Raw genomic sequence first — 17815 nt, 5'->3', positions numbered from 1 at the left:
GTGTTTTTGAAAAGATGTTCTTAACCAGATGTGAGCATTAAGAGTGCCAAACTTATCAGCAATGTAATTCATTCTGATCGGGAGTCTGATGAAGGGCGTCGTTTTCAATCTGCTCGAAGATGCCATCTCCGGATGTTATGGTGCCGAGACATGGGATATCCTTCTGGATGAGACCGGTCTGGACGGTGTCTATTCCTCTCTGGGAGATTATCCCGACGGTGACATTCAGGCGATCGTGACAGCCGCGGCAGCCCGGCTTGGCGTGCCGGAACAGGATGTGCTTCGCTGGTTCGGGGAAACGGCCATGCCACTTCTGAAATCTTTTTATCCCGAACTGTTCGCGCCGTTCCATTCGTCAAAAGCTTTTGTCCTGTCGGTCAACACCATCATCCATCCGGAAGTGATGAAGCTGTATTCAGGGGCGTGCTGCCCTTATTTCCGCTTTCAGGACGAGTCCGATGAAGCCGTCCGGATGACGTATCGTTCCTCCAGAAAGCTTCTGGACCTTGCGCACGGTTTCGTGATCGGTGCGGCGGGGGAATGGAATGAAAAAGTGTCCGTCGAACGTTTTCCAGCCGGATCGCCGCAGGAAAACGATATGATTATTCGATGGCTGGACACCTGATGGCCAGCGACGCCGGACATTCATCAGACGATTATCGCAAGCTGTATGAAGTGGCAGTCCGGCGTCTCGAACGTGAGCGAAAAATCCGCCGGGAAGCGGAGGCGATCGCGGAGCGTGGCCTCCGCGAACTCTATCGGCGCAATGCCCAGCAGCAACTGCTGGAAACCATAGTCAGTTGTGCGAACACCACGTCTTCCGCAAACCGTGTCATCGAAGTTACGCTGCTCGAAACGTGCAGAGGTCTCGGCATGAGTTGTGGAATCGCCTTCCTGCAGGATGAGGGCGATATCAGTGTTGCCAGCCCGCATCTGTGCTGTCCGGAGACGCCGGAAACCTGTGCAAACGCTCTCATGGCCTGCCGCGTTTCCGGACTGTTCGATGCGGGTGGCATTGCTGCGGAGATCACGAGCGAACAAAAAATCCTCAGCTGGCGATGCACCCAAAGCGATGACGTGCCGGCGACGCTGGCCCATGCGCTCGGCTTTCCTGTCATTGCCAACGGGTCAGTGCGTGCGCTGCTGGTGTTCTTCTCCTGCGCGGAAGTAAAGGCCGAGGAGCCGGTGGTCGGCCTGTGCATGAATGTCGGAGGCCATATCGCGCGCGTCATGGAACGCGAGCAGGCGCAGAAACAGCTCCTGCATGATGCCTCCCACGATCCGCTTACGGGGCTTCCCAACCGGACCAGTTTTCACAAGACCCTGAAGGAAACGGTTCAGGCCTGGACCGTGCCGACCGTCCCGCCAGCAGTCTGTCTCATCGACCTTGATGATTTCAAGCAGATCAATGACCGTTTCGGACATTCGGCAGGCGATATGCTTCTGACAGAGGCGGCACACCGCTTTTCCAGATGCGTGGAATCCCATCCGGGCTGCGTGATCGCGCGGCTGGGAGGGGATGAGTTCACTGCCTGTCTTACCGGCCTGCACCACCGCAACGAAGCTCTTCGGCTGGCGGAATCATTCTGCCATGCTCTTGAGCCGCCGCTTCTGTTCGAGGGATATGAATTGCGGTCCTCGGCAAGCGTGGGCATTGCGTTCTGTGAACAGGGAGCCACAGATACATCCAAACTTCTGAAAATTGCCGATCTTGCCATGTATGAAAGCAAGAAGCGGGGCGGAAATACCGTCACGGTTGGGGTGGGCCCCTAGTCCTGCGCCGGGCAATAATTCCCTGCAAAAGACCTTGGACAACCAAAGAACAGCACTTTTCCCTGAACGTCTTGCTGCCTTCAGTTCTGGAACGGATAATACCGGAACGTCACGAACACAGTATTGCCATTCGCTGTGGGGCACGTCACAGCGCCAGCATTGTCCAAGCCCCGAAAAGCGAATTTCCGCACGTAAGTATATTGTAGCCCCGCCATGACGCTGCCGTAGCGGCCATCCAGAAGATGCCACCATCCACCCATGGTGAAAGAGGCCAGTGCCCGTGTCTCCGCATTGCAGGTGCCGAGCATGATGGCACAGCCCGCGAGGTTGGTGGTCGGCGAGCCATAACCGTAATAGTTGCCGTCAGCGCCGTCATAGACCGAACGATGCGCTGCTTCCACGCCACCATACGTGTAGAGCAGGAGGTTTTTGGTCGGATGACCGATCAGACCGACCGAGCCGATGATTTCCTTCAGAGGGGCAGGTGCCCCGGAACTGCTCAACGTCATGTCCGGAAGCTGACTCGGGCCGTAGCGACCGATGCCCTTGCCCGCGAGAACATCTCCCACGAACTGGATTTTCCCCGAAGAAAGCAGCGGGACGACCATCGACCCGCCAACGCCTCCTCCGAGCGCGACCCGTGAGTGCGCTTTTCCGCTGGCGCCGCTGCCGTCGATGACCACCGTGCGGAACCAGCGCGCCAGTCCATAGAGTTCATAATGTCCCATGGATGTATCGACCGCACCCTTGAGTACGATGTCGGGCGCGACATCCATGCTGTAATGCGCTTCCGGGTCAAGCATGCCGGAGCCGGTGCTGTTATAGACCACGTGAGGCCCGGCGCTCTGTCCGGCAGCAGCGGGGATAGCATCGCCCGAGACAAGGGTGGAATCGTCGAATCCGAGTGTGGCCTGCGGTGTCTCGACGGAGAGACCGAGCCACCATTTGCGGTTGAAGTCCTTGATGAGACGGATCTGCGGCACGCGCGTGAACGTCACGCCGGGAATGAGGTTGCTGTCCACCACAGGCGGCAACTGCTCGTGACGACGCAGGAGCGTGTTGGTGTAGCCAGTCGCCAGACTCCACGCCTGTCCTGCGAGAAAGTGCAGCCCGAACTCGCGGTCGTCGGCAGCCAGATAGGCCTGCCGCATCCTGGGTACATAACTGTTGGTCTGCACCGCGTTGGAGTTGCTGCCCGAGCCGCCGAAATCGCTTTCCACATAGGCTTCGACCGTGACGCCTTTCGCCGGTTTCCCTTCGATCAGAAGGCTGAAGCGGCTGAGCTGGGCGGTCGGACGATATTCCGAGGCATGGGCGTTGGGGTTGCCCGAATAGGGAAAGGAACCCCACGGCGTGGCGGGTCCGGCGGTCAGGTTCTTGTCGCGGTAGATGTTGGACATATCCACGAAACCGCCCAGTCGCACGGAAACACCGCCGATCTTGAAGATGGGCGGCAGGCTGTCCACTTCGGTCTGGGTCAGGGCTGTCGGGCTGGACGATGAGAGATTTATGCTGCGGACCGTTTCCGGTTCCAGTGCGACGCTATCCGGAACGGCATCCGCCGAAAGGGCAGGCACCGGTTTGCCATCGATAAGCATCGCTCCCGTCAGATCCTGTCCCGTTCGTGCGGGACCTGCGGTGGTAACCGGCAGGATAGGCGTCACGTCGGGCGAAGTGGCGGCTACGCGAGCAGGCGGCCGCTTCAGGCTGCGGCCCTGTGCCGCCCGCATGGATCGAGACGGTTCTTCCCGTGTCGGTTTCCGGTTTTTCTGGAGTTCCCGCACCTGCGCCTGAAGCTGGAACACTATCGTGCGCAGCTGAGCGATCTCGGCGGTGCTATCCGCGTGCGCAAGATGGGGAAAGCCAACCAGAGGAAGGCCCGCCACGGACAGCGAAAGACACAATCGGGCGCTTGTCTTCGCCCACCGTTGGTAATGCTGTCTGTCCACCCCACCCGTTCCTCGTCAGCGGGTCGGCCAGCTTCATTTGCGGTCGCCTGCGATAACGAAAGAGTGAATTAATGGGAAAGAGCTGAGTGGAGATATGCCAATTCTACGACCCATCCATCCAGCCGGAAAGAAGAAAGACGGTTGCCGCCAGCATGAAACCCGTCTGAAGGGCGCTCTCCTCTCTTGCAGGGCGCCGCATAACGCGGCTTATCTGCCTGTCGCGATATCGCCGGAACAGGAGCCACCAGCATGAGACAACGTGAACTCGGTCGCACGGGGATCATGGTCAGCGAGATCTGTCTCGGGACGATGACGTTCGGGCAGCAGAATACCGAAGCCGAGGGACATGCGCAGCTCGATCTTGCTCTGGATCGTGGCATCAACTTCATCGATACGGCAGAACTGTATTCCATTCCGCCACGGGCCGAGACCTATGGCGCGACGGAACGGATCGTCGGAAGCTGGCTGGCCAACACCGGAAAACGCGACCGGATCATCCTTGCCACAAAGGTCGTGGGCCGGGGCACAAATCCCTGGTACCGTCCCGGCGGTGAGGAAACACGCCTGAGTCCGCGTCAGATCCGCTATGCGCTGGAAGGGTCCCTGCGCCGTCTCGGCACGGATTACGTCGATCTGTACCAGCTCCACTGGCCGGACAGGCGCGTGAACCTCTTCGGTGGTGGCGGCACGACCTATGTCCAGCCGGGCGAAGATAACGAGGTGCCGCTGGAAGAGACGCTCGGGGTGCTGGGCGACCTCGTGGCGGAAGGCAAGATCCGCCATGTCGGCCTGTCCAACGAGACGCCGTGGGGTGTGGCGAAATGCCTCGAAGTATCCCGCACCGGCGCACCGCGTGTGGTGTCGATCCAGAACGCCTACAACCTGATCAACAGGACATTTGAACTGGGTCTGGCCGAGATGGCCATCCGGGAGAAGGTCGGACTGCTGGCCTATTCGCCGCTGGCACAGGGGTACCTCACCGGAAAATATCTCGACGGCGCGCGTCCTCCGGGTGCGCGGACAACCCTGTTCAATCGCGGGCAGCGTTATGAGAAACCCGGCGTGGACGAGGCCATCCGGGCTTATCTGGCGCTGGCTCAGGATATCGGTGTTGATCCGGTGCAACTGGCCGTGGCGTTCGTCACGTCCCGCTGCTTCGTGACGTCAAACATCATCGGTGCGACAAGTATCGCGCAGCTGGAGACCATTCTCGGGTCTGTCGATGTCGCCTTCACGCCGGAACTTGAGGCCCGGATCAATACGATCCATCAGGTGCACTGCAATCCGGCGCCTTGAAAAACGCCATGCCATGCGACGACCGCCTGAATATGCGTTTCTTCCGTTGCGTGCCTATATAGGGGCTATGCTGAAACCACGCTGCATGAGGCGTCGTTCCGGCAGGGATATGCTTTCGTCCTGAACGGGCGACGACTGCTTGAGGAGTGAAAAATGGAAAATCCACTGGAAGACTCACCGAAGCGTACAGCCAGTATTCTGGCCAAGGCGAAGGAAATGTGGATTGCCGACGGCAAGCCCACCTGTGGCCCCGAAGGCTACATGGAAGCCGCTACCGACCTGATCGGGATGGAAATCAACCCGGATGCCGGGGAAATCCCGGTTGAGTCTCCTGTGCCCCTCGGCCCGAACGGTGAGCCTGTCGAAGACGCGAAGATTCAGGAAAATCTTGGCAATCTCGGTGGCAGCATGGACGAGCAGGATGACAGGCAGGAAGTGCCATTCGGCACCCGCGCCGAAGAAGAGCAGGCACTGAAGAATTCCTGAACGCTTCCGTATAGTCAGGGTCGGCGAATAGGCCCCGCGCATAGGGTTGTGTCCGTTGCACCATCCTGTGCAAGAATGGCCTTCCGGTAGCCACTGGAAGGCCATTTGCATGTCCAAGACTCTTCTCCCGCCTGTTGCCCACAAGGACCCTCGCCGCATCGAGCAGCTTGGCCGCACCCGCGTGGACGATTACGCGTGGATGAAGGACGACAACTGGCAGGCGGTCCTGCGTGACCCGGCCCTTCTGCGTCAGGATATCGCCGACCATCTTCGTGCGGAAAACGCCTATTCCGACGCCATTCTGGCTTCCACGACCGATTTGCAGGCCACCCTCGTCGCGGAAATGAAGGGGCGGCTGAAGGAAGACGACTCGTTTCCGCCGCTGCCCCACGGTTCCTGGCGCTACGGCATGCGGTACGAATCCGGTGCGCAGCAGCCGCGCTATGTGCGCCATAAGGAAGGTCATCCGGAAAGCGAGGAGGTGCTGCTTGACGCCGACCTGAGCGCGAAGGACCTGTCCTATTATGCCGCCCGCGGCGCCACCCACAGCCCTGACCATCGCCTGTTCGCGTGGGCCGAGGACACGCAGGGTTCGGAAATTTACACGATCCTTGTCCGGGATACGACGACTGGCGACATGCTGCCGGTCGAGATCAGCAACTGCTCAGGCGATTTTACCTTTTCCCCGGACTCGCAGCATATCTTCTGGACGTATCGTGACGAACACGGTCGTCCGGTGAAGATCTTCCGCCGCACTCTCTCCGGTGGTCCCGACGTGCTGGTTTATGAGGAAGCCGACGCCGGTTTCTTCGTCGGCGTCAGCGCCGCGCGGTCGGGCAAGTGGATCGTCATCAGCACCAACGACCATGACACGTCTGAAAACTGGGTCATTCCCGCAGCTACCCCCGAGACATCGCCGGTCTGTGTCGCGCCCCGCGAAAAAGGGGTGATGTACGAACTGTCCCACTGGGGTGACCGCTTTATCGTCCGGACAAATGCCGACGGGGCCACCGACTTCAAGCTGATGGTGGTGCGTGACGATGCTCTGGGCGACCGTGCCGCGTGGGGTGAACACGTCCCGCACCAGCCGGGCCACTACCTCACCGCCGCGATCTGCTTCGCCGATCATCTCGTATGGACCGAGCGCGTCAACGCCAACATCGTCATTGAAATCGAGAACAGGGCAGGGGAACGGCATCAGCTTGCCACCGACGAGGAGGCTTACACGCTTTCCCTTGATGGCGCTTATGAGTTCGCCACGACAGAACTCCGCTATTCCTACCAGTCGCCAACCACTCCCCGACAGTGGTTCGCCTATGACATGGCGACGCGCGAACGACATCTGCTGAAAATGCAGGACGTGCCATCCGGCCACGATCCCGAGCATTACCGCACCAGACGGCTGATGGCGAAAGCGCCCGATGGCGAACTGGTGCCAATTACGCTGCTCTGGCACCGCGACACGCCCGAAAACCAGTCAGCGCCGCTGCTGCTCTATGGCTACGGCTCTTACGGACATTCGATTGATCCAACCTTTTCGACGCGCACGCTCAGTCTGGTGGATCGGGGGTGGGTCTATGCCATCGCGCATATTCGCGGAGGCTCGGAAAAAGGCTGGAACTGGTTCCTTGGCGGTCGGGGCGAGCACAAGACCAACACCTTCACGGATTTCATCGCCTGTGCAGACCACCTGATTGCCGAAGGCTGGACGGATGCCGGCCGTATCGTCGCGGACGGTCGTTCGGCGGGCGGCATGCTGATGGGGGCGATCACCAACATGCGCCCCGATCTGTTCGCGGGCATCGTTGCGGTTGTGCCGTTTGTCGATGTGCTGAACACGATGTCAGACGAAAGCCTGCCGCTCACGCCTCCGGAATGGCCGGAATGGGGCAACCCACTGACCGACGAAAAAGCCTATGACCGCATCGCCGGTTATTCTCCCTATGACCGGATCACGGCCACTCCCTATCCCGCAGTGTTCGCCATTGGCGGCCTGACCGATCCTCGCGTCACCTACTGGGAGCCTGCGAAGTGGATTGCCCGGCTCAGGGAGTATTCTACGTCCGACAATCCCCTGCTTCTGCGGATCAACATGGAAGCGGGACACGGCGGTGCGTCCGGCCGGTTCAAGGCGCTGGACGAGGCGGCGCTGATCCACGCCTTCGCCATCTGGGCCGAGGCGCGCACCCGAAACGCGGCATGATGCGTGCGCCGTCGTCCTTCTGGTCTATAGAGTCCGGGATGCGCCCGATTGAAGGTTCTGCTTGAGAGAATACCCGATGCCCCAGCCCGGTCAGACGCAGCCTGACGAAGATCCTCTCCGTCCGGCGTGTTCGGCTCCCCTGACGTCCTATCCCACGGACAATGCCTCCCCTGACCAGTGGCAGGCCGCATGGCGGGCGCAGTGGAAAGCGAGGGAGTTCCTCGCCCTCGCCATCGTCGCGGTCTCCGTCTACACGGTGCATGGTTTTCTGGGAGCGCTGGCGTGGGGTGTCGTGTTCGCCGTGGCGACATGGCCGCTCTATCGCAAGATACAACTCCGCTGCCCGGCTTTGGCGAAAGGACCGCTTCTGCCGCTTTTGTGCACGGCGGCCATGGCGCTCATGTTTCTTATCCCCATGCTGTTCGTGGGGATCGAGGCCGCTAACGAGGCACAGAACGTGCTCGAACTGATGAAGCACGCGCGTAACTCCGGTGTGCCGGTTCCGGCATGGGTGGAGCGTCTGCCTTTCGCCAGTGGCGCGGTCAGCAAATGGTGGGGCAACCATCTTTCAGACCCCAGCGCCGCTGCCGAGTTTTTCAGCTCCTTCGACGCCCGTGGACTGGCGATGACCAGAACGGTCGGTTCGCAGGTGGTGCATCGCGGCACCCTGTTCTTCTTTTCCATCCTCACGCTGTTCTTCCTCTACAAGGATGGCGACAAGATTATGCGTGAATGCACTGTGGCATCCCGCCGTGCCTTCGGTCGTCGTGGGGAGATCATCGGCCACCAGATCATCGCCTCGATCCACGGCACGGTGGCGGGCCTGGTTCTCGTCGGGGTGGGTGAAGGCATCATCATGGGGCTGGTCTATTTCTTCACCGGCGTGCCGCACCCGACGCTGCTGGGAGGCGCCACCGCCATCGCCGCGATGATCCCGTTCTGCGCGATGATTCCAGTCGCTCTCGCCTCGACCTTCCTGCTGGTCGATGGCGGCACGATGGCGGCAGTCACCGTGTTTGCCATTGGCGCGATCGTGATTTTCACGGCGGATCATTTCGTGCGGCCAAGCCTGATCGGCGGCAGCACGAAGCTTCCCTTCCTGTGGGTGCTTCTGGGCATTGTCGGAGGGGCCGAAACGTGGGGGCTTCTGGGACTGTTTCTGGGGCCTGCGGCGATGGCCACGCTGCATCTGCTGTGGAGAAACTGGTCGCGCGAGCGTGGAACGCCCTTGAGCAGGATGCGATGATCAGACGGGAGTGTCCGTCGGCAGCCTGTATGTGAAACACACACCTGCAATCACAAATGCAGGATGCGAAGACTCCAAATTCGCGATTTGATCAGGGAACGGCATTCGCGCCGCCTTTCAGTCATGCCATACTCAGTCGGAACGGGAGGATTTGCCGGTTTTCTGTCCGGCAAACGGGATCTGAATGAGCGGAAGACGACCGCCGCGACACAAAAAAGCGTGCTTCGTGTCGGGCAGCATCATGAAGCATGTCCTCGTCATGTCCGGAACAGGCGCCATCGGACTGATGGCGGTGTTCGCCGTGGACATGCTGAACATGATCTACGTCGCGCATCTTGGAGATGCCGCGCTGACGGCGGCTATCGGTTTCGCCGGAGCGGTTGGTGGAATCCAGATCGCCGTCTCCATCGGTCTGACGATCGGGCTGGGCGCATCCATCGGGCGTGAGATCGGGAGCGGCCAGTTTTATCGTGGCCGTCGTATCGCTTCGTCATTCCTCTTTACGAGCTTCGTCCTGACCATGCTCGTGGGTCTGCTGACGGCATTCCTTGCCCGGCCCATTCTCGAACTGCTCGGCGCATCCGGAGAAGCCCTGAATCAGGCAGCGCTCTATCTCTACATCACATCTCCCTTCCTGCCGCTGGTTTCCCTCGGCATGTCCGCATCGGCGCTCATGCGGGCAGTGGGCGATGCAAAACGCTCCATGAACGTCACGCTGGGAGGCGCCATCCTGACGGCTCTTCTCGATCCGGTCCTGATCCTTGGCATGCATGAGGGACTGATGGGAGCCGCGATCAGTGCCGTTCTGTCACGGTTCGCCATGCTGTTGCTCGGTGTGCACGGGGCCAGTGCACACGGTATGCTGAGCTGGCCGAAGCTCGGCGCTATTGCCAGTGACAGTCGCGGTGTGTGGCGCATTGCGCTGCCAGCCATACTGACCAATCTGGCGACACCCGTGGGGGGAGCTTATGTCACCGCGCACATGGCGCGGTTCGGTCTGGAAGCAGTCAGTGGCCAGACGGCGGTTGAGCGCATCGTCGTCGTCGCCTTTTCCTTCGTGTTCGCCCTTACCGGAGCCGTAGGGCCGATCATCTCGCAGAATCTCGGCGCGGGCCAGATGGACCGGGTGAGGGAAGTCCTGATCGCGTCCCTGAAGGTTTCCTCAGTCTGTGTCGTCTGCACATGGGCCTTGCTCGCGGCCAGCCAGACGCTGCTGGTGGAGGGATTCAATCTTCAGGGAGACGGAGCGGCACTGGTTCACCTGTTCTGCACATGGACGGTAGCCGGTTATCTCTTTATCGGCATGCTGTTCGTGGCGAACACGGCGTTCAATAATCTGGGTCACCCGCTCTATTCGACCCTCTTCAACTGGGGCCGGGCAACGCTGGGCACAATGCCGTTCGTCTCCTACGGAGCGTCATTTGGTGCTCTTGGCGTTCAGGTCGGTCAGGCGCTTGGCAGCGTCCTGTTCGGCAGCGTGGCCATTGTCACGGCCTTCCGGGTGGTGGCTGATCTGGCGGCTTCGAAACCCGCTGTCATGGCAGCGCAGGCCAGTGAAATCGGAGCGTCCGATATCCCCACCCAGAGCGCCGGTGCGGCCATGGCCGATCTGGCTGAAATTGGGGAAGCGGAATTTTCCGCCGAGAATGAAAGATCGTGATGCGGCAAAGACCATACGCTATTGTTGGAAAACATTAGTCTTTGCTGCTGATCTGGATTTCAGAACCAGTCGTCCCATATTCATGATCTGAAAGCGTCATTGCCCGTCAGGGAGGGTAAGAAGACGCAGGGAGGAAGACCGCCATGTCGAGACTGACTACTGCCGAACGTGAGGCATTGCCTGACAGTGCGTTTGCTCTACCGGGGCGCCGCTATCCCATTCCTGACGATGCCCATGCCCGCGACGCTCTCGCCCGTGCCAGCGAATTTCACCATCGCGGAGAGTTGACGGACGATGAATATGCGACTGTCGTCCGCCGGGCGAAAGCGGTGCTCGGAGAGGACTGACCCGACCTGAATGTGTTGGCCGTAAACTCGCTTTTGTCGGAGCGTGACGGGTTGAGAGAGTGTGGACTTTCCGTGTCCCTTGCATGACAGGGACAAGGAAAATCCGGTGGAGGAGACGAGGATCAGCTCGTCGTGGATGTGGACGCGCTGCTTGTGCTTGTCGCACTTGATGTAGTCGAACTGCTGCTCGTCGTGGATGACGCGTCCGTAAAGGATGTGACATCCGCCATATCGATAAGAGAGCTGCCCATCTTGACGTAGATGGTGCCGCTGTTGTTGCTGATGCCCGTGACGGTGCCGGTAACGGTAAAGGGAACAGTGGAGGTGTTGCCACTGCCGTCCTCTGTTTCCACGGCGACATTGTAGGAACCATCCGCCAGTTGCGTGCCGCTGGTGTTCGTGCCGTCCCACGTCCAGGTATTGGCCCCCGCACTCGACGTGAGCTCGGCCGTTTTGACGACATTGCCGGAACTGTCCGTAACCGCGATGGCGATCGATTCCGCGCTGGTCGTGTTGAACGAGATCGAACTGCTTCCGTTCTGAAGAGGAAGCTGCGTCGTGCTGGCCGTCGCCGTTTTGCCCACGAGCGACATGTCACTCGACTGCTGACCGTCTTCGGTGAGGGAGATGAGAGTGGTCAGGTTAGTGTTGGTGGCCACCTGCTGTTCCACACCTGCGAACTGAGCCAGTTCGGAGGTAAAGGTGTCGCTGCTCATCGGGCTGCTGGGATCCTGATTCTGCAGCTGGGTGGTGAGCAGCGTCAGGAACGTACTGAAATTGCTAGACAGTGACGACAGGGCGCTGGTGCTGGTTGTCGTCGTTGTCGTGGAGGCCGAACTGATCGACGCGGCGTTGGTCGTGGCGGACGACTTCGCTGCTGTCTCAGCGGTCGAAAGAAGTGAGGTGGTTGTCGTCATGGTCTGCTCTTTCAGGCTGTGATGTTTACGGAGCCCGTCCGCCCGACGGGACCGGCATAGGTCGTGTCACTTGTCTCATCCATCGTCCGGGTGATGGTGGACGCCGTCATTGTCCGGGAGCGTAAGCCTCCGTCACCCTGCGTGCCGTTTCCATCACTGTTACCCGACAGTGTACCGCCAAAAGCATTTGCAAAGTCTGAAGAACCGCCACTGGAGGCTGTCCCGTCATTCTGGAAGGCGTGATCCTGGCCCCCCTGCTGCGAGGAGGAGAAGCCGGAGGAGTTGTCGGTGAGACCGAATGAGATCTGTGAATCTGCCGTTGAGATGCCGGCATTTTCGAGCGCATTGAGCAGTTCGTGCTGATGGGTGTTCAGATCGTTCAGCGTCGTCTGCTCATCGGTGCCGATATGGATGCTGAGGCCGGAAGAATCGCCGGAACGGTCGATGGTGACCTGTACAGGATTCTGGTCATCCTGCAGCGAGACCGTGAGATTCAGGGCCGTAGAGCTGGTATCGGTCGTGCTCGACGCTGCGGAGGATGTTGCCGTTGTAGTCGGGTGGTTTGCTGCGGTTGTGGTGGATGTCTGAACTGTTGTGGCCTCAGGCGTTGCTGTCTTCTGTTCGGAGAGCAACGCCTGTTGTGCAAATGAGGAAGAACCGACCGTAGCGCCGGTGCTGTCTGTCTGCTTCTCCGCTGCCTGATCCTTCAGCCCCGGCTCGTCAGAAGTGTCCTGGTCGGATGTTTTAGATGATCCGGCATTGGTCGAAGCGATGGCTGTGGTGGCCTGCTGAGGCTGTGCGGAACCAGGTGAGAGGGTTGTGTCGCTGGTAGCCTTCTGGCCGTCGCTTGCGGAGATCCGGTTGCCATCCGTCCGGCCATTCGTTGTCTGTCCGGCCTGTTGCGCGGAAAAAGCGTTCTGGGCTGTCAAAGGCTGCTGAAATGCCGAAGCCGCGGCGAGGAGGGTCGAAGCCGTTGTCTCTGTGGAAGCCGTTGAGTCGGAAGACGGGGTGGCGTTGAGGGGCGTTGCGACGGTGGATGCGACGGAGTTGCTGGCCGTGGTGGTGGTGACAGGCTGCGAGGCAGTGGACGAGAGTTGGGAAAGCTGCTGCGCCTGCATGGATGCGTCACCGTTGGTCGCCGGAAAGCAAGCAGCCGTGATGGACGGCATGCCGGTCTGGCTGGTGTCACTCCCCGAGGAGGCGGCAGAAGAGAGGCTGCCTTCAGTCACTTGCGTTCCAGCAATGCTGGAAAGAGGTGTGGAGTCATTCGCGCCGCTGATCTGTGGGAACGGAGCCGTGCCTCCAAGAGAGGTCATGGCAATCTGTGCGGCCAGAGCGGTGTTGGTCGGTGCGGAGGTGGCCACGGGCGTTGAAGTGGTGGACGCCGCGTCGGCGGTATTCGAACTGGCATTCGTCGGGATGGCTGCCGTCGCATCTCCCGTCGCCTGAGGGGTGCCCATTGTCACGATGGGAGTGGAAGACACGCCCGGCGCAACGCCTGATGAAGCGGCTTGGGCTGCCGTGCTGAAAGCGCCGGAAATCGAAGTCGCATCGGGAACAGCCATCATCACATTCAGAAGGGACTGGTCATTTGCGGACGTTGTGGCGGTCGCACTCTGTGTGGTGGCGGCAGTGTTTGTGGAAGAGGCTGCTGTGGGTTCGGTGGCGCTCTCAGAAGAAGTATTCTGGTCTGTCGCGGTACTACTGTCAGCACTGGTATTCGCGGCAAGGGCAGCGAAGGTGCTGGCGGCCCCTGTCGCACCGGCGGCGGACACCGAGGCTATGGCGATGCCGTCACTGGGCGTTGAGGAGGGTGTAACCGAAGACGAGGGGGTGGCAACGGACGACTGGGCAAACAGTGCCGCAAACTCAAGGGTCAGCGGAGAAGCGACCGCCAGAGTGGTTTCGTCATCATCCGATGAATCGTCATCGGAATTCGAAAGATCTGTCATGCCCTTGTTATGTGCGCCTGCTGTCTGTCGCGTGAGCGTCATGCTTCCGTCTTCTACTGTCGCTGCCAGTTGAACCGGATCAGTCGTCGTATTTTGCGTGGTCGTCACATCGGTGGCGTCGGTTGTGGCGGTTGGGTCCGACGTGACGTTCGTTTGGCTGCTCGTGTTTGCGGCCGTGACCTGGGAGGCCGTGGTTGCGGATGTTTTGTCGGTGGCCGTCGCGCTGGCCTGCTTTTTAGGATCGGTTTTCTGACTTGCCGCGATCCGCTGCGTCAGGACCGTACTGAATGAGCTTCTGCCTGAGGTTGTCTGTGCCGTGCTGCCAGTGGATGACTGTGGGTCACGGTTTTTCGTGCTGGCTGAAGACTGGGCAGCGACGTTTGTCCCTCCCGATTGATTTTCAGTAAGACGCGATGTCAGCAAATTTGCCATGACTAAACCCAACCGAATGATATGCCCGTAGAGCATGCAAGTTTCGGGCCAACATTCAGCGAAATGCCTGTGACAAGGCGCTTATGGTGTCCGACGGTCAGGGCATCATGCCGGACGATTATGAGGATGTTGTAAATAATCATAGGTTTTTAAACGTGTTATAAGGAATTGGCTGAGTGGTCTTCCGGGCCGGAAAGACGTGCATTTGCCTCGCTCAGGGTATCAAATTTCTTCTTTCCCCATTGAGCGGAATGACACCGTCCGTCGTTGAAAAGGGTGCCGGATGCCGGTCAAATGTGCCGTGCAGGCATTATATGCCGGGTCTGTTTTTACCATCCTTGTTTCAGGTGGCTGTCCTTGCGGGGATGCTGAGAAAGCAAGAAAGAAAAAAGCCCATGATTTTCCGAAGCTTTTCCGGCATTCGAAAAAAAATCGTTATACGGCACGGTCTGGCACGCTTCGTGCATGTCTATGGGGTGTTGAGGTCGTCGGCATCCGTGCTGCCGGGGCCCCCTTTAGGAGTGATCCATGTCGATTTTCAATGCCCTGACGACCGCCGATGCGGGTATGAATGCCCAGTCAACGGCTTTTACCAATCTCAGTAATAATATCGCGAACAGCCAGACGGTCGGTTACAAGGCTTCAGACACCTCTTTTCAGGATTATGTTTCTAACAACCTTTCTTCCTATTCCAGTGGGCAGGCCGTCTCTGACGGCGTCGGCGCCGTGACGACCACGCAGACGCAGGCGCAGGGCACCATTTCAACCAGCACGAACTCTCTTGCGCTGGCCATTTCCGGCAATGGCTTCTTTGACGTGTCGGAAGCATCCGGGCAAGCCACTTCCGGCACGGAAAGCTTCTCCGATCAGCAGTATTACACGCGAAACGGTGATTTCTCCGAAGATAAGAACGGTTACCTCGTCAATACTTCCGGCTATTATCTCGACGGATATATGGCTGATTCCACCACGGGCACCCTGAGCGATCAGCTGACGCAGCTCAATGTCTCCAACGTCACGTTCCGTCCCACGGAAACGACGACGCTGACGCAGACTGGCGGACTTTCTTCTTCCGCCGCGACCGACATGACACAGACGGTGTATGATTCCACCTCGCAGGCGCATTCGCTCAGCGTGGACTGGTCAGCCCTGACATCGTCAACCGCCACAGACGGAACCACCACCTATAGTTCCACTGTCACGGTCGCCAATGCGGCATCCTCGACGGATTCAACCATGGCGGTCGCCAGCGATAGTTCTTCCTATACGGTCGACTTCGATTCCAGCGGCAATATTCTGGATGTGAAGGATTCCAGCGGTAATGTGCTCAACAGCACCACAGGATCGACGGCCACTCTTCCGATCACCCTTTCCTACACCAATGGCGCAGCGGGCCAGACGGTAGATCTGAATATCGGCACGATCGGCAGCTCTTCCGGCACCACGACCGCCACCGAGAACTCCACGACGCCCACCCTCACAAGCGACAGCGCAACCTCCGCGACTTATGAAGGGATTTCCATGGAGAGTGATGGCTCCGTCATGGCGACCTTCAGCAATGGCGACACGCAGCTTGTTGGTAAGATTGCTCTGTCATCCTTCAAAAATGCTGATGGCCTGATGGCTGTCGACGGGCAGTCGTACGTCGCGACGGCGGCTTCCGGGTCCGCGACGACGGGTGTCGTCGGTGCAAACGGCACGGGCACGCTTGAAACCTCCTCGACGGAATCCTCCACCACGGATCTGACGTCGGACCTGTCGAGCCTGATCGTTGCGCAGGAAGCTTACACGGCGAATACAAAGGTCATCACGACCGCGAACAGTCTGCTTCAGTCAACGATCGCAATGATCCAGTAATAGGTTCTTAACCTGTTTTTCATCTGAGCGTGGCAGTCTGAAAAAAGATCGGAAGCCACGTCCGGTTCAATAAAAGGCGCCACTCCGGCAAAACTGCCGGGCGTGGTGCGCCCTGACCATATTCATGGAAGTGGCGGGGTTTTTCTGGAGTTCTGGGTCATGGATCTGAACAACGCCCTGTCAATTGCCACCAGCGGGCTGGAGGGTACCCAGTACGCCCTTGGCGTCGTTTCGCAGAATGTCTCCAACGCAAGCACAACTGGCTATGTGTCGGAAAATGCGAACCTGAACGCCAAGGATACCGCAGGAACGGGTTCGGGTGTTTCCATTGGCCTCACCACGCGAAATGTGAATGCTGCCCTTCAGGCCAGTCTTTACACACAGAACGCCGAGGTGTCCGGTCTGACGGTGGAAGACAACTCGCTCTCCGCTATTACGGCCTTGCAGGGGACGACGAGTTCGGATTCAGGCTCAACGGGCTCATTGACAGACGAAGTCGGCAATATTTCGGATGCGATTACATCCCTGATTTCCTCGCCGACCGATTCAACGGCACGAAGCACTGTCGTCTCGGATGCATCGACGCTCGCCTCCACGATCAATACGCTTTCTTCCGCTTACCAGACGCAGAGACAGTCGGCTGAGGATTCCATTGTTACCGAAGTATCGTCGGTCAATACGGACCTGACGACGATCGGCGTGCTGTCCAAAAAGATCATGACATTGCAGGCTCAGGGAGTCAGTACTGCCGATCTGGAAAATCAGCGTTCTGCTGCCATGTCCGACCTGTCGTCCTATATCTCCGTGTCTTATACCGAGACATCAAAAGGGGACATGCTGGTCAAGACGGCCAATGGCACACAGCTGCCGACCTATCCCACGGACAGCGAAAATAACGCCACCTCGACCTATCCGTCCGACTCTTCGAGCACGCTGGAAGCGTCATCGACATGGCCCCTCACGACAGAAGACATCACTCTTGCGGCTACGTCCTCCGAGACGTCTTCATCCTCTTCCAGTGATATTCCGGCGATTACGCTGGTGGGAAGCACGACGGACCTGACTTCGGACCTCACGGGCGGAAGTCTCGGTGCCAACATCCAGTTGCGGGACACCACTTATCCGACAATGCAGGCGCAGCTCGATTCTTTCGCTTATACTCTGGCCGACAGATTCAGTTCTGCAGGTATCGACCTTTTCACCGACAGTTCCGGGGTAATCCCCAGTTCCAGCACGACTGAGGGCACGCCAGACGGGATTGTGGGTTTCGCCAGCACAATTCAGGTCAGTTCTTCACTTTCATCCGATCCGTCCTCTCTTTCAGAAGATGGTTCGACGACATTGGCTGAATCGCTCCTGACCACAGCGCTGGGAAGTGGCACACCGGCCGCGCCGAGTTCCGGTCTGGGGGTGAACGGGACCATCTCGACCGGTTATAGCGGTAGTCAGACCCTGGCCAATCTGGCGACGGCGCTGACGTCCTCGCAGGCTTCCGTGGCTTCGACGGCATCGTCTAATCTGACAACCGCGACCTCTGTTCAGACCACACTGACAACAAGCGTATCCAACGTGTCGGGTGTGGATGTGGACAACGAGATGTCAAAAGTTATCGCCTTGCAAAACGCCTATACAGCCAATGCAAAAATCATAACCGCCGTGCAATCCATGTTCACGGCCCTTCTGGATGCGGTGTAACA

At 59.1% G+C, this 17815-nt stretch carries 13 protein-coding genes; 10 read left to right on the top strand and 3 right to left on the bottom strand.

Translation table 11 applies throughout. The features are described 5' to 3' along the window. The first annotated feature begins 88 nt into the window (after positions 1-88). Together GOB81_RS01420 and GOB81_RS01415 are read left to right on the top strand one after the other, a co-directional pair. A complete protein-coding gene (locus tag GOB81_RS01420; protein ID WP_173568582.1) occupies positions 89-625 on the top strand; it encodes a heme NO-binding domain-containing protein in 537 nt (178 codons plus the stop codon). Beyond that, positions 610-1773, top strand: coding sequence for a GGDEF domain-containing protein (locus GOB81_RS01415; RefSeq protein WP_173568581.1), 1164 nt, complete (start codon positions 610-612; stop codon positions 1771-1773). The genes GOB81_RS01420 and GOB81_RS01415 overlap by 16 nt, the downstream gene beginning before the upstream one ends. Positions 1774-1853: 80 nt before the next feature. On the opposite strand, the gene GOB81_RS01410 is transcribed toward GOB81_RS01415, so the two are convergent. Next, positions 1854-3722, bottom strand: coding sequence for a hypothetical protein (locus GOB81_RS01410; RefSeq protein ID WP_338421282.1), 1869 nt, complete (start codon positions 3720-3722; stop codon positions 1854-1856). A 249-nt stretch (positions 3723-3971) separates the two neighbouring features. Between GOB81_RS01410 and GOB81_RS01405 the strand changes: the two genes are divergently transcribed. The 6 genes from GOB81_RS01405 to GOB81_RS01380 all read left to right on the top strand — a co-directional run bounded on the left by GOB81_RS01405 (position 3972) and on the right by GOB81_RS01380 (position 10960). Continuing rightward, positions 3972-5018: an aldo/keto reductase gene (locus GOB81_RS01405; protein ID WP_173568580.1), complete on the top strand. Its 1047-nt coding sequence runs from the start codon at positions 3972-3974 to the stop codon at positions 5016-5018. Positions 5019-5171: 153 nt separating this feature from the next. Next, the gene (locus tag GOB81_RS01400; RefSeq protein WP_173568579.1) at positions 5172-5504 is read left to right on the top strand and encodes a hypothetical protein; all 333 of its coding nucleotides are present in this window, start codon (positions 5172-5174) and stop codon (positions 5502-5504) included. A 109-nt stretch (positions 5505-5613) separates the two neighbouring features. Beyond that, positions 5614-7707 carry a S9 family peptidase gene (locus GOB81_RS01395; RefSeq protein WP_173568578.1) on the top strand — a complete coding sequence of 698 codons (2094 nt, stop codon included), beginning with the start codon at positions 5614-5616 and terminating at the stop codon, positions 7705-7707. 76 nt (positions 7708-7783) lie between these two features. Then, positions 7784-8953 (top strand): AI-2E family transporter, encoded by a 1170-nt coding sequence (locus tag GOB81_RS01390; RefSeq protein WP_173568577.1) that lies wholly within the window; start codon positions 7784-7786, stop codon positions 8951-8953. A gap of 241 nt (positions 8954-9194) precedes the next feature. Continuing rightward, complete coding sequence (locus GOB81_RS01385; RefSeq protein WP_242009967.1) at positions 9195-10613, top strand: MATE family efflux transporter; 1419 nt, start codon at positions 9195-9197, stop codon at positions 10611-10613. Between the two features lie 143 nt (positions 10614-10756). Beyond that, positions 10757-10960 (top strand): hypothetical protein, encoded by a 204-nt coding sequence (locus GOB81_RS01380; protein WP_173568575.1) that lies wholly within the window; start codon positions 10757-10759, stop codon positions 10958-10960. A gap of 122 nt (positions 10961-11082) precedes the next feature. Here the strand turns inward: GOB81_RS01380 and GOB81_RS01375 are convergent, their stop codons facing one another. Both GOB81_RS01375 and GOB81_RS01370 read right to left on the bottom strand, forming a co-directional pair. Beyond that, entirely contained in the window at positions 11083-11877 is a 795-nt protein-coding gene (locus tag GOB81_RS01375) for a flagellar hook assembly protein FlgD (protein WP_173568574.1), read from the bottom strand. Positions 11878-11888: 11 nt separating this feature from the next. Next, positions 11889-14261 carry a hypothetical protein gene (locus tag GOB81_RS01370; RefSeq protein ID WP_173568573.1) on the bottom strand — a complete coding sequence of 791 codons (2373 nt, stop codon included), beginning with the start codon at positions 14259-14261 and terminating at the stop codon, positions 11889-11891. A gap of 528 nt (positions 14262-14789) precedes the next feature. On the opposite strand from GOB81_RS01370, the gene GOB81_RS01365 reads away from it, so the two are divergent. Further along, complete coding sequence (locus tag GOB81_RS01365; protein WP_173568572.1) at positions 14790-16118, top strand: flagellar hook-basal body complex protein; 1329 nt, start codon at positions 14790-14792, stop codon at positions 16116-16118. A 159-nt stretch (positions 16119-16277) separates the two neighbouring features. Then, complete coding sequence (gene flgK / locus GOB81_RS01360; RefSeq protein WP_173568571.1) at positions 16278-17813, top strand: flagellar hook-associated protein FlgK; 1536 nt, start codon at positions 16278-16280, stop codon at positions 17811-17813. Positions 17814-17815 lie beyond the last annotated feature (2 nt).

It is taken from the genome of Acetobacter conturbans (genome assembly GCF_011516755.1).
Classification (GTDB): Bacteria; Pseudomonadota; Alphaproteobacteria; order Acetobacterales; family Acetobacteraceae; genus Acetobacter; species Acetobacter conturbans.
This window is presented reverse-complemented; position numbering and strand designations above follow the sequence as displayed.

Bases quoted from the DNA above. Each gene is read 5' to 3' on its own strand.
- GOB81_RS01420 (WP_173568582.1), top strand. From the start codon at position 89: ATGAAGGGCGTCGTTTTCAATCTGCTCGAAGATGCCATCTCCGGATGT.
- GOB81_RS01415 (WP_173568581.1), top strand. From the start codon at position 610: ATGGCTGGACACCTGATGGCCAGCGACGCCGGACATTCATCAGACGAT.
- GOB81_RS01405 (WP_173568580.1), top strand. From the start codon at position 3,972: ATGAGACAACGTGAACTCGGTCGCACGGGGATCATGGTCAGCGAGATC.
- GOB81_RS01400 (WP_173568579.1), top strand. From the start codon at position 5,172: ATGGAAAATCCACTGGAAGACTCACCGAAGCGTACAGCCAGTATTCTG.
- GOB81_RS01395 (WP_173568578.1), top strand. From the start codon at position 5,614: ATGTCCAAGACTCTTCTCCCGCCTGTTGCCCACAAGGACCCTCGCCGC.
- GOB81_RS01390 (WP_173568577.1), top strand. From the start codon at position 7,784: ATGCCCCAGCCCGGTCAGACGCAGCCTGACGAAGATCCTCTCCGTCCG.
- GOB81_RS01385 (WP_242009967.1), top strand. From the start codon at position 9,195: ATGAAGCATGTCCTCGTCATGTCCGGAACAGGCGCCATCGGACTGATG.
- GOB81_RS01380 (WP_173568575.1), top strand. From the start codon at position 10,757: ATGTCGAGACTGACTACTGCCGAACGTGAGGCATTGCCTGACAGTGCG.
- GOB81_RS01375 (WP_173568574.1), bottom strand. From the start codon at position 11,877: ATGACGACAACCACCTCACTTCTTTCGACCGCTGAGACAGCAGCGAAG.
- GOB81_RS01370 (WP_173568573.1), bottom strand. From the start codon at position 14,261: ATGGCAAATTTGCTGACATCGCGTCTTACTGAAAATCAATCGGGAGGG.
- GOB81_RS01365 (WP_173568572.1), top strand. From the start codon at position 14,790: ATGTCGATTTTCAATGCCCTGACGACCGCCGATGCGGGTATGAATGCC.
- flgK (WP_173568571.1), top strand. From the start codon at position 16,278: ATGGATCTGAACAACGCCCTGTCAATTGCCACCAGCGGGCTGGAGGGT.